This window comes from Cupriavidus necator, assembly GCF_013141915.1.
In the GTDB taxonomy this organism is placed as follows: domain Bacteria; phylum Pseudomonadota; class Gammaproteobacteria; order Burkholderiales; family Burkholderiaceae; genus Cupriavidus; species Cupriavidus necator_B.
On the sequence record NZ_SROX01000033.1, the window covers coordinates 1 to 19,304 of the forward strand.

General features: G+C 64.9%; 19 protein-coding genes and 1 pseudogene. 2 read left to right on the top strand and 18 right to left on the bottom strand.

Annotation, left to right across the window (positions count from 1 at the left end; all coding sequences use genetic code 11):
* Window positions 1-126 (bottom strand): annotated as a pseudogene (locus E5S69_RS32565) (winged helix-turn-helix transcriptional regulator); the annotation flags it as partial.
* Window positions 127-220: 94 nt separating this feature from the next.
* Here E5S69_RS32565 and E5S69_RS31705 point away from each other — a divergent pair.
* Both E5S69_RS31705 and E5S69_RS31710 read left to right on the top strand, forming a co-directional pair.
* Window positions 221-547, top strand: coding sequence for a nuclear transport factor 2 family protein (locus E5S69_RS31705; protein ID WP_171518275.1), 327 nt, complete (start codon window positions 221-223; stop codon window positions 545-547).
* The gene (locus E5S69_RS31710) at window positions 547-1,326 is read left to right on the top strand and encodes an SDR family oxidoreductase (RefSeq protein WP_171518276.1); all 780 of its coding nucleotides are present in this window, start codon (window positions 547-549) and stop codon (window positions 1,324-1,326) included. Before E5S69_RS31705 ends, E5S69_RS31710 begins: the two co-directional genes overlap by 1 nt.
* A 1,470-nt stretch (window positions 1,327-2,796) precedes the next feature.
* Here E5S69_RS31710 and E5S69_RS31715 read toward each other — a convergent pair.
* From E5S69_RS31715 to E5S69_RS31795, 17 genes are all read right to left on the bottom strand, one after another.
* Complete coding sequence (locus E5S69_RS31715; RefSeq protein WP_171518277.1) at window positions 2,797-3,087, bottom strand: hypothetical protein; 291 nt, start codon at window positions 3,085-3,087, stop codon at window positions 2,797-2,799.
* A 659-nt stretch (window positions 3,088-3,746) separates the two neighbouring features.
* Window positions 3,747-4,382, bottom strand: a complete 636-nt coding sequence (gene cheZ / locus E5S69_RS31720) for a protein phosphatase CheZ (RefSeq protein ID WP_171518278.1) — start codon at window positions 4,380-4,382, stop codon at window positions 3,747-3,749.
* An 18-nt stretch (window positions 4,383-4,400) separates the two neighbouring features.
* Window positions 4,401-4,787 (bottom strand): chemotaxis response regulator CheY, encoded by a 387-nt coding sequence (gene cheY / locus E5S69_RS31725; RefSeq protein WP_171518279.1) that lies wholly within the window; start codon window positions 4,785-4,787, stop codon window positions 4,401-4,403.
* Between the two features lie 69 nt (window positions 4,788-4,856).
* Window positions 4,857-5,939, bottom strand: a complete 1,083-nt coding sequence (locus E5S69_RS31730; RefSeq protein WP_171518280.1) for a protein-glutamate methylesterase/protein-glutamine glutaminase — start codon at window positions 5,937-5,939, stop codon at window positions 4,857-4,859.
* A 22-nt stretch (window positions 5,940-5,961) separates the two neighbouring features.
* A complete protein-coding gene (cheD, locus tag E5S69_RS31735; RefSeq protein WP_171518281.1) occupies window positions 5,962-6,612 on the bottom strand; it encodes a chemoreceptor glutamine deamidase CheD in 651 nt (216 codons plus the stop codon).
* Complete coding sequence (locus E5S69_RS31740; RefSeq protein ID WP_171518282.1) at window positions 6,612-7,532, bottom strand: CheR family methyltransferase; 921 nt, start codon at window positions 7,530-7,532, stop codon at window positions 6,612-6,614. The genes cheD and E5S69_RS31740 overlap by 1 nt, the downstream gene beginning before the upstream one ends.
* A 27-nt stretch (window positions 7,533-7,559) precedes the next feature.
* Window positions 7,560-8,054 (bottom strand): chemotaxis protein CheW, encoded by a 495-nt coding sequence (locus E5S69_RS31745; protein ID WP_092316101.1) that lies wholly within the window; start codon window positions 8,052-8,054, stop codon window positions 7,560-7,562.
* 28 nt (window positions 8,055-8,082) lie between these two features.
* A complete protein-coding gene (cheA, locus tag E5S69_RS31750) occupies window positions 8,083-10,092 on the bottom strand; it encodes a chemotaxis protein CheA (RefSeq protein ID WP_171518283.1) in 2,010 nt (669 codons plus the stop codon).
* Between the two features lie 52 nt (window positions 10,093-10,144).
* Window positions 10,145-11,125: a flagellar motor protein MotB gene (motB, locus tag E5S69_RS31755; RefSeq protein ID WP_171518284.1), complete on the bottom strand. Its 981-nt coding sequence runs from the start codon at window positions 11,123-11,125 to the stop codon at window positions 10,145-10,147.
* 33 nt (window positions 11,126-11,158) lie between these two features.
* Window positions 11,159-12,022 carry a flagellar motor stator protein MotA gene (gene motA / locus E5S69_RS31760; RefSeq protein WP_026201511.1) on the bottom strand — a complete coding sequence of 288 codons (864 nt, stop codon included), beginning with the start codon at window positions 12,020-12,022 and terminating at the stop codon, window positions 11,159-11,161.
* Window positions 12,023-12,141: 119 nt separating this feature from the next.
* The gene (gene flhC, locus E5S69_RS31765; protein ID WP_171518285.1) at window positions 12,142-12,747 is read right to left on the bottom strand and encodes a flagellar transcriptional regulator FlhC; all 606 of its coding nucleotides are present in this window, start codon (window positions 12,745-12,747) and stop codon (window positions 12,142-12,144) included.
* Entirely contained in the window at window positions 12,744-13,061 is a 318-nt protein-coding gene (flhD, locus tag E5S69_RS31770; protein WP_010812713.1) for a flagellar transcriptional regulator FlhD, read from the bottom strand. Before flhD ends, flhC begins: the two co-directional genes overlap by 4 nt.
* A gap of 495 nt (window positions 13,062-13,556) precedes the next feature.
* Entirely contained in the window at window positions 13,557-14,291 is a 735-nt protein-coding gene (locus E5S69_RS31775) for a DUF4088 family protein (RefSeq protein ID WP_171518286.1), read from the bottom strand.
* An 8-nt stretch (window positions 14,292-14,299) separates the two neighbouring features.
* A complete protein-coding gene (locus E5S69_RS31780) occupies window positions 14,300-16,138 on the bottom strand; it encodes a methyl-accepting chemotaxis protein (RefSeq protein WP_171518287.1) in 1,839 nt (612 codons plus the stop codon).
* Between the two features lie 113 nt (window positions 16,139-16,251).
* Window positions 16,252-17,901, bottom strand: coding sequence for a methyl-accepting chemotaxis protein (locus E5S69_RS31785; protein WP_171518288.1), 1,650 nt, complete (start codon window positions 17,899-17,901; stop codon window positions 16,252-16,254).
* A gap of 117 nt (window positions 17,902-18,018) precedes the next feature.
* Entirely contained in the window at window positions 18,019-18,495 is a 477-nt protein-coding gene (locus E5S69_RS31790) for a chemotaxis protein CheW (RefSeq protein ID WP_012355096.1), read from the bottom strand.
* Between the two features lie 142 nt (window positions 18,496-18,637).
* Window positions 18,638-19,030 carry a response regulator gene (locus E5S69_RS31795; RefSeq protein WP_171518289.1) on the bottom strand — a complete coding sequence of 131 codons (393 nt, stop codon included), beginning with the start codon at window positions 19,028-19,030 and terminating at the stop codon, window positions 18,638-18,640.
* Window positions 19,031-19,304: the final 274 nt, after the last annotated feature.

Consider the following 19,304-nt stretch of genomic DNA (forward strand, 5'->3'; position numbering starts at 1 on the left):
AGAGAAACGCTGCACCTTGCCATCGAAAAGGTGGAACAGGATGACCAGCTTCCAGCGCCCTTCCAGCAATTTAAGCACTGCTTCGACACCAACTGCGGCCGTGTCGGGGGTGTATTCCTTTCCCATAGGTAGGTAACTTACTTTTCCGTGCGTTCTTGTTCAATAGTAAGTTTATAGCGAAAATTTCTGTATCGACACTTTGCCATCAGAGGCTCCTTGCATGGACATTTCACTACCCGATGCGGTCTCCACTTTTTTTCAGGTGAGCAATGGTGCCGCGCCTTCATCGCTGCGACGTGCTTTTTCCGGAAAGGCCGTTGTCCACGATGAAGGCCAGACGTATCAGGGACACGAAGCAATCGAAACCTGGCTGGCGGAAGCGCAGCGCAAGTATGCCTATAGCGTAGAGCCGTTGACGTTCGTGCAAGACGACGCCCGCGTCACTGTCGTGGCTCAATATGCTGGCAACTTCCCCGGAGGTCTCGCTGACCTGAAACATGTATTCCGGCTCACGGACCACAAGATTGAATTTCTAGAGATCCACTGATGACCACGAACCTCGAACTCACGGGCAAGCGTGTGCTGGTCACGGCTGGCACGAAGGGCGTTGGCCGCGCCGTCGTCGAACTGCTCGGCGAACTCGGCGCGCGCATTCTGACGACGGCTCGTGCCAAGCCGGACTTCATTCCCGACGCCATGTTCGTCGAAGCCGACCTCACTACGCCGGAGGGTTGCGCCACCGTAGCACAGGCCGTCGAAAACCGGCTGGGTGGCGTGGACGCCATCATCCATGTCCTGGGCGGATCGTCAGCCCCGGCAGGCGGTTTTGCCGCGCTGGATGAAACCGAATGGCAGAAAGAGCTGAACCTCAATCTGTTTCCGGCCGTACGACTGGATCGGGCGTTGTTGCCGAAGATGATTGAGCAACGTGCAGGCGTCATCATCCACGTCACGTCCATCCAGAATCGTTTGCCCTTGCCGGAATCGACCACGGCTTATGCTGCCGCCAAGGCTGCACTGTCCACGTACAGCAAGAGTCTGTCGAAGGAAATCACGCCTAAGGGCGTGCGCGTCGTGCGCGTGTCGCCCGGCTGGGTGGAAACCGAAGCGGCAGTTGCGCTGGCAGAACGGCTTGCCAGCCAGGCCGGTACGGATTATGAAGGCGGCAAGCAGATCATCATGGATGCGCTGGGTGGCATCCCGCTCGGGCGGCCGTGCAAGCCGGCGGAAGTCGCCGACCTGATCGCCTTTTTGATCTCGCCGCGTGCGGCGGCGATCAGCGGGGCAGAGTACGTGATCGACGGTGGAACCATTCCCACCGCGTAAGACCGATCCATCTGGACACCGACACGATTCTGCAGTACTCATCGCCCGGGCACCCTGTGCGTCCTGGTGTACCGCCGCTGGGTTGGGGCGTGCGCCCCGCGCCGCGGGAGCCGCTGCCATCCGGCTTTGACCCCTGACGCCTTTGGCCCGCGCGGGCCTGCGCGCTCCGCTTGCCGATGATGAAGCTGCGAGGGCGAGTCGTAAGGCTGTCGGCTTCCATCGCCGTTTTAAGGCGGTGATGGCGTCGAGCCCGTTGCAATATAAGAAGCGAATCCGATAGTTGCAAGCGATCGCTGCTGGTTCGTAGTCACCACGGTGCGACGTCGATTGTCTTTGTTCAGCATAGATTAGGCTCGCCTGTTCGGTCTGCCATCCTCAAGTGACCTTGCGAAGGCCATCCAAAAAACTTCGGGGCGCATACTCACCGCACAAACCAATGCCGCGGCACGGTCTATGCCATAGCATCGAGGGTTCACAACGCACTTTCGGGAGAAGGAAGGCTGTCGACAGGCGCCGAAAAATCTCCCTCACGTATCGCTTTCCGTTTTGTAGGCGTTCCAGTTACAGAGTGTCGAGTCAACCGGGATGTTCCAGTGCCTGATATGTGGTCGTCAAGGGACACTGGCAAGCTGGGTGCAACGGGCTGTTTAGGGTCGGGAAGCGCCGGAAGGCCCCGCCGGAGTTATATGCCTCGCCGAAATCCGTCGCCGGCCAATTCTACCGTCCGATCTCCGCGAGACGGAACAGCATCTCCTGCCAAGTCATAACACTTGAATAGATTCTCGCAAAGCAGGACCAGTATCGAATGCTCGCCCTTCAATCTGGCTGCTGAAATGGAACCCTGCTAAATCAGAAAATCCCGTTCAGTGGCAGCACCATCGCTCTGCTACCATCTTCATCGGTACCCAAGACGAGAGGTCTCAATGCAGACGCCGTTTCGAAGAAGCCTGTGGTGGTACAAGCTATGCTGGCTACTGGTAACGCTGACTGCCTTCGCTGCCTTGCTGCATGCACCGTGGGTTGTGACATACGGACTATGCTCCGCGACTGTGCTGGCAGGGGGAGCCTGGCAGCTTATCTGGAGCAAATTAGACCAACCATCCTGACCGATTTCATTTGGTTCGTTACGATAGGTGCGCTGTTACTTTTTCCGCTCGCACTGGCAATCCATAGCGTCCGCATTTATCGACTTTATCGAATGGAACAAAATTGAAGTCGTTCCGCACCTGGCCTTGTCCCCTGTTGGCAAAATGCCGGTCATTGCAACCAGGCCGGATTCGAGCAGCCTGCCGACATCGCCAAAGGAAAAGAGATCCAGCCCCTAACAACAGCCTTGCCAGTTAGAGCCATGCGTGTAGCCGCACCGGGCTAATTTCAGCGGGACAGGAATCGCAAACGGAGAGTCGCGATACTGATGGCGGAAAACGAGGGGTGGCAGTCGATTGCACGGCTGCACACCCCGTCCCAACGTCACTCGGGCTGCAAAACCTGACCCTGTAGAACGGCCAACTCACTCAACACCTGCGTCTCGTGCGCCAGCGTTGCTGCTAGAGAAAGCAAACTCTCCCAAGTCCCCTGCTCGAGATCCACCGGCTCCAGACTCGATGCCCCATGATCGCTTGCCATGAGCAAGAGTCCATGAAGCTGCGCCGCCCGTTGCACCGCAAGACTCAACGGATTCTCACCCGGACTATGAGCGGTCACGAGCATATCGACACCATTGTGTTCCGCAGTAATACCGTGATGACTATGGCTATACATGGCGCACCTCCGCATGCAAGGACTGCGGGCGCTGATGCAGCGTGAAAGCGCGGGGGATAACCAATTGCCCGGAACGGGCGAGTAAAGACTGATACATAAAACTGCCTCCTTACCATACAGGTTGAATCCCGCTACCCCGCTGCTAATCGGGGTGGGCGGACACAAGGCAGGGTTAGCAGACCGGGAAAGAGGCGAAAGCCGGCGAGCCCGAAGGCTCCCCTGCCAGTGCCCGCCCAAAGAAGGGGCGTGCGCAGGCACGGCGAACGTAAGGATACCGCCAGTAGGCGGTCGTTCGGCACTTTCATCCGGGCTGCTAAACCCGGTCGCCACGACGCAGCGACGAACCCAGTATGAAGAGAGGCAGCAAGCGCGAGTATGGGTGAACTCTTAAAAAGCGTTCATCGCCGGATTGCCGGGGGATGATGTGGGTGCACAGGTGTTGAGGCGGTTGACTTCGTGGATGCGCTGGCCCTCACCCCCGCCCCTCTCCCGCAGGCGGGAGAGGGGAGAAAACATGCGGGAGGGGAAAGCTGGGGGGCTCGCATGCGACAACGCTGTGCGAGAGTAGCGATGCACTCCGTGCCCGAGCCCAAGAGCTGAGAGATAGGAAGTGCGCGCAGCGCAGCCGAACGCTTCAGACCACCAGTCCAACGAGCCCCTCAAAACCCCAAACTCGCCAACAAATCATCCACCTGCGCCTGGTCCGACACCACATCCGGCTTCCCCTCCGGATTCACCTGCGGCCCATTCATCAGCGTCGACGGCGCCGGCGCTTCCACGCGCCGCTCGGAAGGCACGTTGTCGATCAGCACCTGCAGCAGTTCCTGCTCCAGCGCGCGGATCATGTCCATCATCTTCTTGATGACCTGGCCGGTCAGGTCCTGGAAGTCCTGCGCCATCATGATGTCGAGCAGGTGGCTGTTGGTGGCGCGGGCTTGCCCGGGCACCTCGGACAGGAAGGCGCGGGTGTCCACTACCAGCGAGCGGGCGTCGGCCAGTTCCACCGGCTTTTCAAACCAGGCGGCCCAGCGCTTGTCCAGCGTTTCGGCCTGCTGTTCGATGTCGGACTGGATCGGCTGTGCCAGCTCGACCGCATTGAGCGTGCGCTCGGCGGCCTGCTCGGTCATCGCGGCGATGTAGTTAAGGCGGTCGCGCGCGTCGGGGATGGCTTGCGCAGCGCGCTCGATTTCCTTGTCCAGACCAAGCTCGCGCATGTTGTCGCGCAGCATGCGCGTCAGGTTGCCGATGCGCAGGATCAGTTGTTCGGCGGAATCGTTGCTCAGGGTGGGGGTCATGACAAACGCGCCTCCGCCTCAGCCGCCGAGCTTTTCGAAGATCTTGGTGATCTTCTCGTCCAGCGTGGCGGCCGTGAACGGCTTGACCACGTAGCCGTTGGCGCCGGCCTGGGCCGCGGCGATGATGTTTTCCTTCTTTGCCTCGGCCGTGACCATCAGCACCGGGATCTTGCCGATGTTGGCGTCGGCGCGGATGGCCTGCAGCATGGACAGGCCGTCCATGTTGGGCATGTTCCAGTCCGAGATCACGAACTGGAAGCTGCCGTCCCTGGCCTTTTCCAGGCCGGCGGCGCCGTCCTCGGCTTCCTCGACGTTGACGAAACCCAGCTCCTTGAGCAGGTTGCGGATGATCCGGCGCATGGTCGGGAAATCGTCCACGACCAGGATCTTGATGTTCTTGTCCACTTTAAAGACTCCAGTAAATGCAGTGATGGCTTGTGGGTCCGGCTTTGTTGTTTCGGCTTTCCGGCTCGATTAGACCCGTTGCGCGCGCGTGCCGTAGGTGGCCAGGCGCGCCATGACGCGCTGGGTCATCGCCGGCAAGGGCACGACTTCATGCACACCGCCGGCGGCGATCGCCTCCTTCGGCATGCCAAATACGATGCAACTCTGTTCGTCCTGCGCCAGGTTGTAGGCGCCGGCCTCGCGCATGCGCAGCATGCCGCGCGCGCCATCCTTGCCCATGCCGGTCAGGATCACGCCGATCACGTTCTTGCCGCCGTGCTGCGCGGCCGAATCGAACAGCACGTCCACCGACGGGCGATGGCGGTTGACCGGTGCCTCCTGCGACAGGTGCGCGACGTAGTTGGCGCCGCTGCGTGCCAGCAGCAGGTGCGAGTCGCCCGGCGCGATATACGCATGGCCCGGCAGCACGCGCTCGCCATGCACGGCTTCCTTGACCGTGATGCGGCACAGGCCATCCAGGCGCTGCGCGAAGGATTTCGTGAAGCCGGCCGGCATATGCTGCACGATCAGCACCGCGGGGCTGTCGGGTGGCAGCGGCATCAGGAATTCCTTGATGGCCTCGGTGCCGCCGGTGGACGCGCCCAGGATGATCAGCTTCTCGGTCGACAGCAGCGGGCTGCGCAGCATCGGCACCGGCGCGGTGCCGGTGGCGGACGGCGCGGCCGCTGGCGTGGCCGCGCGCACGCGTGCGCGTGACGCGGCGCGCAGCTTGTCGGCGATGGTGTCGGTGTATTCGAGCAGGCCGTCGCGAATGCCCAGCTTGGGCTTGGTGACGAAGTCCACCGCGCCCAGCTCCAGCGCGCGCATGGTGATCTCGGACCCGCGCTCGGTGAGCGACGACACCATCAGTACCGGCATCGGCCGCAGCCGCATCAGCCGTTCCAGGAAGTCCAGGCCGTCCATGCGCGGCATTTCGACGTCGAGCGTCAGCACGTCGGGGTTCAGGCGCTTGATCAGGTCGCGCGCCACCAGCGGGTCGGGCGCGGTGCCGACCACTTCCATGTCGGGCTGGCTGTTGATGATCTCCGTCATCAGGCTGCGGATCAGCGCGGAGTCATCCACGCAGAGCACCTTGATCTTGGCGGCAGTCATGTTTGGTCGGGCTTGTAGGGTTTCAGGGAAGCGGGCGCGAGTAAGACTGCCGCGCAAACAGTTCCGGCGAGCGCGACGGTTCGCGCGCCGAGGTGGCAATGGCCCTTGCCAGCGCGCGTTCTTCGCGCGCCACCGAAACCTGGTCGTCCTGCCGCGTCAGGCGGCGCACCAGCGCCAGCCCGCCGATCGGGAAATAGCTGACGCGGCGCGCATGCGGGCCGCGCAGGTCTTGCGCGGCGACGCGCACCTCTTCGGTCTTCAGGTAGCGCAGCACAAAGTCCGCGTTGCGGTCGCCGATGTTCAGCGTGGTCATGTTGGCCAGCACCGCGCCGCCGCCGAAGACCTTGGCCTCCAGCCGTTCGCGGCGCGCGCCCATCTTGAGCAATTCGTTGATCAGCACTTCCAGCGCATAGCTGCCGTAGCGCATCGATGCCGACAGCATGCGGTCGGCGCTGCCATCGTCATCCGGCAGCATGAAGTGGTTCATGCCGCCAACGCCCGCCACCTCGTCGCGGATACAGGCGGCCACGCACGATCCCAGCACGGTGGTCAGCACCACGTCCTCGCGGGTCACGTAGTACTCGTTGGGCAGCAGCTTGATGGCCTGCTTGCCGAACTCGCGGTCGAAGTACGTGCGCGTGGCCAGCGCTTCGGGCAGGTGGGGCGTGCGCATCAGGGCCTGCCCCGCCCGGCTGCGGCGTGCGCGGCCGGTGCCAGTTCATAGACGGTTTGCCCGCGCAGCTGGAACGCGCGCGTAACGTAGGAGAAATTCTCCGAATGGCCGGCGAACAGCAGCCCGTGCGGCTTGAGCAGCGGCACAAAGCGCTCCAGGATGCGGCCCTGGGTCGGCTTGTCGAAGTAGATCATCACGTTGCGGCAGAAGATGGCGTCGAACTGCTCGCGGATGCCCCAGTCGGGCGCGAGCAGGTTCAGCGGCTCGAACGCGATGGTGGCGGCCAGCTCCGGCTTGGCCTTGACCGAGCCGGTGCGCGGGCCGGTGCCCTTCAGGAAGAAGCGCTTGAGCCGTTCCGGCGACAGCCGCGCCACCTGGTCGGCCGAATAGACGCCGCTGCGGGCCTTGGCCAGTACCTGGGTGTCGATGTCGGTGGCCAGCACGGTGCCGGCGCGGTCGCCCAGCGCCTCGGCCAGCGTGATGGCGATCGAATAGGGTTCTTCGCCGGTGGACGCGGCCGCGCACCAGACGCTGTAGGGCCGGCCGACCTTTTTGGCATGCTCGGCCAGCAGCGGGAAGTGGTGCGCCTCGCGGAAGAACGAGGTCAGGTTGGTGGTCAGCGCGTTGGTGAAGAACTCCCACTCCGGCGACCGGTCATCCGCGTCCAGCAGCGCCAGGTACGAGGCAAAGTCCGTCAGCTGCAGCGTGCGCAGCCGGCGCGCGAGCCGGCTGTAGACCATCTCGCGCTTGTGGCTGCCCAGCGAGATGCCCGCGCGCCGGTGGATCAGCGCGCGGATCTGCTCGAAGTCGCGCTCGGTCAGCAGGAAGTCGCGCGCGTCGTCGCGCCGCAGCAGGGCGGCCGGCGCGGAGGCCGACCCGGTGTGAGCGGGTGCGCTGGCGGCGGTGCGGAACGGCGTCATGGGCTGTGCTTCTGCAATGCGGGGAAATCAGGCGTACTCGGCTTCGACCAGTGCCATCTCGGGGCTGGTCATCAGCTTCTCGATATCGATCAGCACCAGCATGCGGCCGTCGATGGTGCCCAGGCCGGTCAGGTGCTCGGTCGAGATCGACACGCCGAACTCGGGCGCGGGCTTGATCGCCTCGCCGGTCAGCGTCAGCACGTCCGACACGCCATCCACCACGATGCCGACCACGCGGCCGGCCACGTTCAGGATGATGACCACGGTCTGGTGGTCGTAGCGCACGTTGCCCAGGCGGAACTTCAGGCGCAGGTCGACGATGGGCACGATCACGCCGCGCAGGTTGGTCACGCCCTTGATGAAATCCGGCGCGCTGGAAATGCGCGTGACGGTCTCGTAGCTGCGGATCTCCTGCACCTTGAGGATGTCGATGCCGTATTCCTCCGACCCCAGCGTGAAGACCAGGAACTCCTGGCCCGAAGCGTCGCTTCCGGGGGTATCGATGTGTCCGATGCCGGCCATGATGTCTAGTTCTCCTGTGATGGGACGATTACTGCGCCAGCGCCGGTTCCTGCCGGCGCACGCCGGTGCGCTGCAGCGCGCCGACATCGACGATCAGCGCCACGCTGCCGTCGCCAAGGATGGTGGCCGCGGAAATGCACGGCACCTTGCGGTAGTTGGTTTCCAGGTTTTTCAGCACCACCTGGTGCTGGCCGATCAGCTGGTCCACCAGCAGCGCGAAGCGCTTGCCTTCGGCCTGCAGGATCACGGCGATGCCCTGCGTGGGCTCCTGCAGCGCGCCGGCCACGTTGAACACGCGGTGCATCTCCAGCAGCGGCAGGTACTCGCCGCGCACGTGCATGACGCGGTCCGAATTGGCCGCGGTATGGACGTCTTCGGCCTTGGGCTGCAGCGATTCCATCACGCAGTTCAGCGGCAGGATGAAGGTCTCTTCGCCCACCTTGACCGACATGCCGTCCAGGATCGCCAGCGTCAGCGGCAGCACGATGCGGATGGTGGTGCCCAGGCCCGGGCGCGAGCTGATCTGCACGTGGCCGCCCATCTCCTGGATGTTGCGCTTGACCACGTCCATGCCCACGCCGCGGCCGGAGACGTCGGTGACGACTTCGGCGGTGGAGAAGCCCGGCGCGAAGATCAGTTGCCAGACTTCCTCGTCGGTGATGGTCTCGGACACCGGCAGGCCATTCTGGATCGCCTTGGCCAGGATGCGCTCGCGGTTCAGGCCGCCGCCGTCGTCGCTGACTTCAATGACGATATTGCCGCCATGGTGCTGCGCGGACAGGATCAGCTGGCCGGTGGCATCCTTGCCGGCGGCAATGCGCTTGTCGGGGGTCTCGATGCCGTGGTCCAGGCTGTTGCGCACCAGGTGCGTGAGCGGGTCGATGATGCGTTCGATCAGGCTCTTGTCCAGCTCGGTGGCCTTGCCGAAGGTGACCAGGTCGATCTGCTTACCGAGCTTGCTGGCCAGGTCGCGCACTAGCCGCGGGAAGCGCGAGAACACATAGTCCATCGGCATCATGCGGATCGACATCACCGCTTCCTGCAGGTCGCGCGCATTGCGCTCGAGCTGGCCCATGCCGGAGAACAGGCGGTCGAACAGCACCGGGTCCAGCGACGACGCGGTCTGCGCCAGCATCGATTGCGTGATCACCAGTTCGCCCACCAGGTTGATGATCTGGTCGACTTTCTCCGTGGGCACGCGGATCGAGCCTTCGCCGTGCGCGGGCGCCGGGGCCGGCGCGGCCTTGGCTTTTTCACGCGCGGCGGGGGCGGCCGGGGCCGGGGCCGGTGCCGCAGCTACGGGTGCGGGCGCGGGCGCGGCAACCTGGGCCGGCGCCGCGTCCGGGGCTTCGGCGGCGGCTTCGATCACGATCTGGTCCATGTCGATCACGAAGCAGCACACCGCGATGATGTCGTCGGCGCTGCATTGGGTGTTGAGCCACACCACCAGCTCGCCGTTGGTTTCCTGCTGCCCGGTGATCTCGCCCAGGTTGGCCAGCTCTTCGCGCAGCAGCGCCTGGTCGGACGCCGAGACCTTGATCAGCCGGATCTTCAACCCACCGCCCGCGGGCGCGGTTGCGGGTGCGGCGGCGGCGACGGGCGCGGGGGCAGCAACGGGTGCCGGGGCCGCGTCATGGCCGGCGGCTTCCTGCGCCAGCTGCTGCAGCACGGCGCAGATGCGCGCCAGCGTTTCCGGATCGGGTTCGGTGCCGTTGCGGTAGGCGTTGAGCTGGTCTTGCAACACGTCCTTGGTTTCCAGAAAGGTGTCGATGATGGTCCGGGTCAACGCCAGTTCCTGCCGGCGCGTGCGGTCCAGCAGGTTCTCGAAGATATGGGTGGTCTCAGTCAGCGCGGCGAAGCCGAAGGTGGCGGCGCCGCCCTTGATTGAGTGCGCGGCCCGGAAGATCGCGTTCAGATGCTCGGCATCGGGCGCCTCGATGTCCAGGCCGAGCAGCAGCTGCTCCATTTCAACGAGCAGCTCTTCCGCTTCCTCGAAGAAGGTCTGGTAAAACTGAGTGATATCGATATCGACAGACATGGCGTCCTGATTCACTTGGTTACGGCGCACGGCGCGCTGCGGCGTCCCTGCGTCATGGTTTGCTGCCCGGGGCCGGCGCTGTCGCTGGTGCCGCTGCCGGTGCGGAGGCTGCCGCCAGCCCTGTCTGCATCTCTTGCGCAGCCTTGCCCGCTTGCGCCGCCACCGTGACTTCGGCGGCGCTGGCGTTCTCGGCTTCAAAGCGTGCCTGGGCTTTGTGGTTCAGCACCACGATGCTGATGCGGCGGTTCACCGGCGCCAGCAGGTCCTGCTTGTCCAGCGGCATGGTTGCGGCCAGGCCCAGCACGCGCAGCACCTTGCCCTCCTGCATGCCGCCCGCGATCAGCTCGCGGCGCGAGGCGTTGGCGCGGTCTGCCGACAACTCCCAGTTGCTGTAGGTGCGCTCGCCGTTGGAATAGTTGGCCGCATCGGTGTGGCCGGACAGGCTGACCTTGTTGGGCAGCTCGTTCAGCACCGGACCGATTTCGCGCAGGATGGTGCGCATATAGCTTTCGACGGCAGCGCTGCCCGTACGGAACATCGGCCGGTTTTTCGTATCCAGGATCTGGATGCGCAGGCCTTCGCTGGTGATGTCCAGCAGCAGCTGCGGCCGGAACTGGCGCAGCACCGGGTTGTTCTCGATGATCTGTTCGAGGCGCTGCTTGAGCGCGCGTAGGCGCTGCGCCTCTTGTTGCTCGTTGCGGCGCTGTTCGTCGCTGGGTTCATTGTTGCGCGCGCGCAAGGTCTCGCCGTCCTTGCGCAGCGCGTCCTGGCCGCCGCCCGGGATCACGCTGGGCGTCTGGCTGCTTTTCTCGCCGCCGACGATGGCCACCTTGAGCGGCATGCGGAAGTACTCGGCAATGCCTTCCAGCGTCTTCTTGTTGGCGCTGGACAGCAGCCACAGCACCAGGAACAGCGCCATCATCGCCGTCATGAAGTCGGCGTAGGCAATCTTCCAGCTGTGGTTGCCGTGCGGCCTGGCGTGCGATTTCGCCCGGCGGACGATGATCGGACGCATATCGTGTGCGCTGCTCATGAGGTGCCCCTTGCTGCGTGCGTTGCCGGCTGCTTAGTTCAGGCTCTTCACTTCACGCACGTGGTCGTCAAGCTCGAGGAACGACGGACGCACCGTGGAGTACAGCACCTTGCGGCCGAATTCCACCGCCACCAGCGGCGCGTAGCCGTTCAGGGAGGCCAGCAGCACCACCTTGATGCACTCGTAGACCTTGACGTTCTCGGACACCTGCAGCTCGATGCGCGCGGCCAGCGGCGAGACAAAGCCGTAGGCCAGCAGGATGCCGAGGAAGGTGCCGACCATGGCGTGCGCGATCAGCGCGCCCAGTTCGGCCGGCGGCAGGTCGGCCGAGCCCAGCGCATGCACCACGCCCATCACCGCGGCGACGATGCCGAACGCCGGCAGGCCATCGCCGACACGCGACAGGGCATGCGCGGGGATCTCGGCTTCATGGCGGAAGGTTTCGATCTCGTGGTCCATCAGGGCCTCGATCTCGAACGCATTCATGTTGCCGTTGACCATCATGCGCAGGTAGTCGGTGAGGAATTCCATCACCACCGGATCCGACAGGATGCGCGGGTACTGGCTGAATACGCTGCTGGCGGCGGGATCGGCGATTTCCTTTTCCAGGAACAGGATGCCCTCGCGCCGCGCCTTGGACAGCAGCACGTACAGCAGCGACATGACGTCCAGGTACAGCTCTTTCTTGTACTTGGAACTCTTGAACAGGCCCGGCAGCGCACGCGCAGTGGCCTTGATGGCCTTGCCGGTATTGGTGGCGATGAAGGCGCCGATGGCGGCGCCGGCGATGATCACCACTTCCGCAGGTTGATATAGCGCGCCCATATGGCCGCCGGTCATGGCGTAACCGCCAAGCACCGCCGCTACCACGACGACATAGCCAAGAACTACTAGCACGATCGGATCCCCGTCTAAAAACGCGCGTCAGCCACGCTCATTGGCCCGTTGCACGGGCGCACGGAGAGGATCCGTCCGCCAGCGCAGCAAGCTTGCCAGCCGGCGGACCTTGACCAGGATCAGGCGCTGGTCTGCACGGCGGCGGCGTCTTTCGAGAGCTTCTTCACTTTCCCTGCGCGTGACGGCGGACGGCACAGGCTGCACACGAAGTTTGCGTGCGGCTCATACGCGTGCGTGACAAACTGTCCGCCGCAACACGTGCACCGGGACAGCTGCAGCATGTTGCTCTCGAAGAACCGTACTAACGTCCAGGCCCGCGTGAAACTTAAGACAATTTCACCGCCGAGCAGCGAAACATGCTCGAGGTACAGGCGGTACGCAGCCACCACCGCGCGGATGCCCACGGTCTCGCCTTCCTGCACCATGAACTGGTGCGCGGAGAAGAACAGGGACGAGTGGATATTCGGCAGCCAGGTGGTGAACCAGTCGGTCGAAAAGGGCAGCATGCCCTTGGGGGGCGAGACGCCGCGCAGCTCCTTGTACAGGCGTATCAGCCGGTCACGCGACAGCGTGGTCTCGGCTTCAAGCACCTGCAGGCGCGCGCCCAGGCCGATCAGCTCGATCGCGAGCTGGGTCTGGTTGGCGTCCTGGAGCACGCTCTTGCGGCTGGGAACGGAGGTGGCCGTGTAACTCCGGGTAGGCTCGGCCTGCAGGAGCGCGGTCAATTGAGCGACTCCACAGGCTGACGTGCCAGCAAGATCGCGGCGTGGATCTGCTGCATGTCATGGCTCTTGGCCGTGTGGGTGAGAGTGGACAGAAGCGCATGGTCGTCGAAGCGGAACCTGCACAGCACCATGTTGGATGCCGCCAGCTTGACGAGTTGCGCGGAAGTCAGCTTGGCAAGGATATCCGCAATTTCCTTGCTGACCCCTAGCCGAAACATGGCTTCGACCTGGTTTTCGCGCACCAGGCGTTGCGCGAGCAGCAGATAGGCGAGGTTAACCTCCCTGATCTCCTGGAGAACTTCACTGCTTTCCAATTTATCCCCGCTACCAAAACCCGCCGTAGCCGCTTGTCCGGCGCTTACCGTTGCCCTCGGGGGGCCCGGCGACCAGATCGTTTGTATGCGGCTGGGCGGGTACAACGTAAAACTAAGGAACTACGCCCATGTCCAACTGTAATCAACTCCGTTACAAGTGTTACAGAGTGTAAGTAAGACTGTTACGTTTATATCGGCAATCGCCCCGCAATGCCAATCCCTACTTACGCGGGGGGGATCCTAATGTCGCATGAAACATACATTACGACTGCGTATTTTGTAACAAGTCACACGCTCGACGCTTGATTTGACGCAACGCAGTTCAGCAAACGTCATATGCATCAAACGTGCCGCCGTGCCTTTGGTAGCCTGCTGGATTCCTCTATTGACGCAGCCTGCGCGCAGTGCTTCGCCGCTGCAAACCGGTCGCAACGCTGTCCGTAACGCGTCCGGAATATATGTGCCTGAAATCGTTTCGATATGGCAGCGCGCGGCTCACGATCCGAACATGCGGCGCAGCCATGCCGCGAGGCGCGTGAACACATCGTCGGGCGCTTCCCGGAACAACGCCGGGCGCATGCGTTCGACTTGCTCCAGCACGCGCGAGGCCTCGTCCGGCTGCACCGAGCCGTACTCCAGCGCCAGCCCCAGCATGCCGCGCAGCTCGCCCACGCGGGCGCGGCCGGTGGCTTCGTTGTCTTCGGTCTGCAGCGCGTACATCAGGTCATAGGCGCGCTGCCGCAGGCTTTCCGCCAGGCGCCATGCCGGCGCGCGCATGCGCTCTTCCAGCGCGCGCAAGTCTTCCGCGGACGCCGCTACCTGGTTGGCCAGGGCATCGGTATAGGCGCTGTCGGCACCGCACTCGGCCAGCACCTGCGCCGCCCATTCGCGCGCATGCGCCAGGCGCTGTTCGCCACTCCAGCCGGGCTGCACCGCCAGGCCGAAGCCGAAGCGCTGGGCGTCGCGCATCAGCGCCGCCAGCGCATTAGGCAATTGCTTGTCGAACACCCGGCGCGCCCAGCCGTACTCACCCCCGGACAGCAGCCGCGAGACCGCGCGCTCAGTCAGCGGGCCGTCATGCTGCAGCAGCCGCGCGCGCAGGAAGTCATGGAACTCGGGCGGCAGGAACTCGCGGTCCAGCCCGGTCGAGACGCCGATGAACTGGTCGAATTCCTTGCGCAGCCTGGCCGCATCCTCTTGCGGCAGGGCCAGGGTGATATCAGTCGTCATGGCAACACTCAGAACGCGCTCCAGTCGCCGTTGTCGGCAGCGGCGAGCGCGGGCCGCGGCGCCACGGCCACAGCGCGCGGCGCCGGCTTTGCTCGGGCCGGGTCGGCTGCGTCGCGCGCGGCTTCATCGCCGGTCGCGGCTTCTGTCTTGGCAATGGGCTTGGCCGCACGCTTGCCCGCGGCCATGGCACGCACCGCGCCCGCGGCGCGCTGGGCCTTGGCGGGCACCGCCGCGGCAACCGGCAATACCTCAAAGCGATCCACGCGCTCGTCCTGCGCAGCCAGGCGGAACGTCGCCACCGCGGACTGCAAGTGGCTGGCCTGTTCTTCGAGCGCGCCTGCGGCGGCGGCGGCTTCTTCCACCAGCGCCGCGTTCTGCTGCGTGACCTCGTCCATCTGCGCCACCGCCTGGTTCACCTGCTCGATGCCCGAACTCTGCTCGGCCGATGCCGCGCTGATCTCGCCCATGATGTCGGTCACGCGCTTGACCGCCTGCACGATCTCGTCCATGGTCTTGCCGGCCTGGCCGACCAGTGCCGAACCGTTGTCGACGCGCTCCACCGTGTCGCCGATCAGGCCCTTGATCTCCTTGGCCGCGTTGGCGCTGCGTTGCGCCAGGCTGCGCACCTCGCCCGCCACCACCGCGAAACCGCGGCCCTGCTCGCCCGCGCGCGCCGCTTCCACCGCCGCGTTCAGCGCCAGGATGTTGGTCTGGAAGGCAATGCCTTCGATCACGCCGATGATGTCGACGATCTTCTTCGACGCATCGTTGATCTCATCCATGGTCTGCACTACCCGGCCCACCACTTCGCCGCCGCGCAGCGCAGTGTCCGATGCATTCGCCGCCAGCCCGCTGGCCTGGCGCGCGTTGTCCGCGTTCTGGCGCACCGTGCTGGTCAGCTCTTCCATGCTCGATGCGGTCTGCTCCAGCGACGCCGCCTGCTGCTCGGTGCGCTGCGACAGGTCATTGTTGCCGGCCGCAATTTCGCGCGAGGCGCTGCCGATCGATTCGGCTGAGGCCTTGAAATCCCGCACCATGCGCGACAGCTGCTGCTGCATCTGCTGCATCGCATAGACCAGGCTGCTCTTGTCGCCGGCACGCGTGGCCACCGGCGACGAGAAATCGCCCTCGGCAATGCGTGCCGCGATGGCCGCGGCATACGCCGGCTCGCCGCCCAGCTGGCGCGACAGCGTGCGGGCCAGCAGCACCCCCAGCAGCACCGACAGCGCCAGCCCGCCCAGTACCAGCCCCAGCATCCACAGGCGCGTGGCGTCGTAGACGCTGCGCGCTTCTTCCATGTTGTTGCGGGCGCGGTCGTCGCGGCGCTTGACCATCTCGAACATCACGGCTTCCAGCGCATGACTGTCCTTGAGCAGGTCGGCGCTTTCGGAGAACACCTGGCTCTCGAACTGCGAGGTATCCAGCGGCTGCTTGCTGACCAGCTCGACATACTTTTCCATGCGCGCGCGGAACGCTGGCGACAGCGCCTGGTACTGCTTGACCAGCGCCTTGCCCTCCGGCTTCTCGAAAGCGCCCGCCACCTGGCGAATGCGTTCATCCATCGCGCCCAGCGATTTGGCGATCTGCTCTTTCTCGACCGTGCGCTCGCCCATGGTCGACGCCGACAACAGCGCGATCTGCGCGCGGCTGGCGTAGACCAGGTTGATGTTGGCGTCCTGCACGGCCTTCAGCGCGCGCAGGTCGTCGTTGTAGATCTTGCCGGTCCAGTCGGCCATGCGGCCCATGTTGACGACGCCCAGCAGCCCCATCACGGCGCCGATCACGGCAACGACCAGGAATCCGGCAACCAGCCTGGTCGTGACGCGCAATTGATTGAACCAATGCATAGCAACTCCCCCTTGTAACTGAAGCCTCGGGCACGGCTTGCCGCACCCTTTGTACGCTGGCAGCGCGGTAGGCCGCCCTGCCACTTCCGATCCGAACCGTGCGGGTGCCGGGCCTAGGCCCGGGCCAGTGGCAGCACCGTATCGCCGCGCGCCGCCGCGGGCTGGCGCTGCGGCCGCACCTCCGCCTGCATGCTGACGCGGAACGTCGCCACCGCATCGCGCAGCCGCAGCGCCTGCTCTTCGAGCGCGCCTGCGGCGGCGGCGGCTTCTTCCACCAGCGCCGCGTTCTGCTGCGTGACCTCGTCCATCTGCGCCACCGCCTGGTTCACCTGCTCGATGCCCGAGCTCTGCTCGGCCGATGCCGCGCTGATCTCGCCCATGATGTCGGTGACGGACTTCACCGCCTGCACGATCTCTTCCATGGTCTTGCCGGCCTGGCCGACCAGCGCCGAGCCGTTGTCGACGCGTTCCACCGTGTCGCCGATCAGGCCCTTGATCTCCTTGGCCGCGTTGGCGCTGCGTTGCGCCAGGCTGCGCACCTCGCCCGCCACCACCGCGAAGCCACGGCCCTGCTCGCCCGCGCGCGCCGCTTCCACCGCCGCGTTCAGCGCCAGGATGTTGGTCTGGAACGCAATGCCCTCGATCACGCCGATGATGTCGACGATCTTCTTCGACGCATCGTTGATCTCGTCCATGGTCTGCACCACCCGGCCCACCACTTCGCCGCCGCGCAGCGCCGTGTCCGATGCATTCGCCGCCAGCCCGCTAGCCTGGCGCGCGTTGTCCGCGTTCTGGCGCACCGTGCTGGTCAGCTCTTCCATGCTCGATGCGGTCTGCTCCAGCGATGCCGCCTGCTGCTCGGTGCGCTGCGACAGGTCGTTGTTGCCCGCGGCCACCTGGCGCGTCGCCGTCGAGATACTGGCCATGCCTTCCTGGATCTCATGCACCACTGACAGCAGGCTGCGCTGCATGGTCTGCATGGCCTGGGCCAGCGCGCCGATCTCGTCGGCGCTGCGGTGCTCGAAGCGCGTGGTCAGGTCGCCCGCGCCCATGCGCAGCGCGAAATCCAGCATGTCGCGCACTGGCCGGTTGACACGCGCCAGCAGCATGGTGCCGGCGGCGAACGACGAGGCCAGCGCCAGCGCAAAGCCGCCCCACAGACAGGGGCGCAATGTCGCGGCACCCGTGCCGCCCACCACTTCCACCGAAACCAGCGCCGCCAGGAACCACACCAGGCCGCCAGCCTGGGCCCACAGGATGCGGCGCTTCAGGTTCAGCCGCAGCAGCCCCTGCGCCATGCCGCGCAGGCCGGTGCGCACCACCGCGCCATGGCGGATCGCCAGCCCGTCGGCACGTCCCGCGCGAAAGCGCGCATAGGCGGCGCCCGCGGTCTGCACCTGCTCGCGCGTCGCCATCGAACGCACCGAGGTATAGCCCACCACGCGCCCGTCGACGCGCGTCGGCGTCACGGTCGCATTGACCCAGTAGAAGTCGCCGTCCTTGCGGCGGTTCTTGACCACGCCCATCCACGTGCGGCCGGCCTGCAGGTCTTGCCACAGGTCGTCGAACGCCTCGGGCGGCATGTCGGGGTGGCGCACCAGGTTGTGCGGCGCGCCCAGCAATTCCTCTGCCGAAAAGCCGCTGGCCTCGATAAAGGTGCGGTTGGCAAAGGTGATACGGCCCTTGAGGTCGGTGCGCGAGATCAGGTAGTCAGACGGCGACAGCTGGTACTCGCGCTGCGTAACGGGTTGGTTGTTTCGCATCTATGTCAGTACTGCATGCCGGTGGCGCGCCGCATGGGTCCATGCGGCCGCACCGCGGGCGGGTTCGGTCCGGCGGGCGCGGTGCGCCTGCCGGACTGTGGGGGCGCCGCGCCAGGATCAGGACACCGCTTCCAGCGCGGCCAGTTCTTCGGTATTGAGCAGCTTCTCGATATCGACCAGGATCAGCATGCGCTGCTCGACCGAGCCCAGCCCGCGGATGTAGTCGGTCGCCAGTTCGCCGGAGAAGTGCGGCGTGGGCTTGATCTGCGCGGCGCTGAGCGTGAGCACGTCGGAGACGCCGTCGACCACGATGCCGGTGGTGCGGTCGTTGAGGTCGACGATGATCACGACCGTGTACTGGTCGTAGCTGACGTTCGGCTGGCGGAACTTGATGCGCAGGTCGATGATCGGCACGATGATGCCGCGCAGGTTGATCACGCCCTTGATGTAATCGGGCGCATTCGCGATCTGGGTGACCGACTCATAGCCGCGGATCTCCTGCACTTTCAGGATATCGACGCCGTATTCCTCGCGGCCCAGGGTAAAGGCCAGGAACTCCTCGCCCGCGCCGTCTGCCTTGTCGATGTGCTGCATGGTCTAGCCCCCCAAAATTGGCTCATGCTGGTTGCTCTGGCGCCGCAGCGGCAAGGGCCGCTGGCTGCGCCGGGGCATGACTTCGCCCACCAGTGTTTACGGCACGATCCGGGGTGACTGAAGGGCGACGCCGGGTCTTTCCTTACCCTTCCGACGTAGGGGATGCCGCATCCAGCAGCGCCGCCACGGCCTGCATCAGCCCGTCGGGATCGAACGGCTTGGGCAGGAAACCCGAAGCACCGGCGGCGCGCGCCTGTTCGCGGATGCTGCCGTCCTGCTCGGTGGTCAGCATCAGGATGGGCATGCGCGCGTAGCGCGGCGTCGCGCGCAGGCTGCGGATCAGCGTGAGGCCATCCATGCCGGGCATGACCTGGTCGGTGACCAGCATGCCGAAGCTGCCGGCCACGGCCAGCGCATGCGCCTGGTCCCCGTCCGCGGCCTCGGTGACATCAAACCCTCCGGCGCGCAGGCAGGCGCCGATCATGCGGCGTAGCGAGGGAGAATCGTCGACAACGAGGATGCTGGGCGATGACATGGGCGCCTCCAAAGGTGCAGGAACTGGGTGGGTCCGCCAGGAAGAGGGAAGGTGCTGCCGGCGACGGATGGGCCGGCGCAGCGCTGCTGCCGAAAGCTGGCAGCCTGCCAGAGTGGTTATCGGGGGGGTGGCGGGGGAACTTTAATCCGAGCTTTGGCGATGAGACTGGCCCGGCGTGTTGGAGACATGCCCGACTGCGGGGCCTGTCAGCGTTTTTGTGTTCAGGGCAGATAAAGGCTCACCGTGGATTTGACCGGTGAGCCAGCATTATCTC

Coding starts and splice junctions, on each gene's coding strand:
- E5S69_RS31705 (WP_171518275.1), top strand. CDS start 221: ATGGACATTTCACTACCCGATGCGGTCTCCACTTTTTTTCAGGTGAGC.
- E5S69_RS31710 (WP_171518276.1), top strand. CDS start 547: ATGACCACGAACCTCGAACTCACGGGCAAGCGTGTGCTGGTCACGGCT.
- E5S69_RS31715 (WP_171518277.1), bottom strand. CDS start 3,087: ATGTATAGCCATAGTCATCACGGTATTACTGCGGAACACAATGGTGTC.
- cheZ (WP_171518278.1), bottom strand. CDS start 4,382: ATGACCCCCACCCTGAGCAACGATTCCGCCGAACAACTGATCCTGCGC.
- E5S69_RS31730 (WP_171518280.1), bottom strand. CDS start 5,939: ATGACTGCCGCCAAGATCAAGGTGCTCTGCGTGGATGACTCCGCGCTG.
- cheD (WP_171518281.1), bottom strand. CDS start 6,612: ATGCGCACGCCCCACCTGCCCGAAGCGCTGGCCACGCGCACGTACTTC.
- E5S69_RS31740 (WP_171518282.1), bottom strand. CDS start 7,532: ATGACGCCGTTCCGCACCGCCGCCAGCGCACCCGCTCACACCGGGTCG.
- E5S69_RS31745 (WP_092316101.1), bottom strand. CDS start 8,054: ATGGCCGGCATCGGACACATCGATACCCCCGGAAGCGACGCTTCGGGC.
- cheA (WP_171518283.1), bottom strand. CDS start 10,092: ATGTCTGTCGATATCGATATCACTCAGTTTTACCAGACCTTCTTCGAG.
- motB (WP_171518284.1), bottom strand. CDS start 11,125: ATGAGCAGCGCACACGATATGCGTCCGATCATCGTCCGCCGGGCGAAA.
- E5S69_RS31775 (WP_171518286.1), bottom strand. CDS start 14,291: ATGACGACTGATATCACCCTGGCCCTGCCGCAAGAGGATGCGGCCAGG.
- E5S69_RS31780 (WP_171518287.1), bottom strand. CDS start 16,138: ATGCATTGGTTCAATCAATTGCGCGTCACGACCAGGCTGGTTGCCGGA.
- E5S69_RS31785 (WP_171518288.1), bottom strand. CDS start 17,901: ATGCGAAACAACCAACCCGTTACGCAGCGCGAGTACCAGCTGTCGCCG.
- E5S69_RS31790 (WP_012355096.1), bottom strand. CDS start 18,495: ATGCAGCACATCGACAAGGCAGACGGCGCGGGCGAGGAGTTCCTGGCC.
- E5S69_RS31795 (WP_171518289.1), bottom strand. CDS start 19,030: ATGTCATCGCCCAGCATCCTCGTTGTCGACGATTCTCCCTCGCTACGC.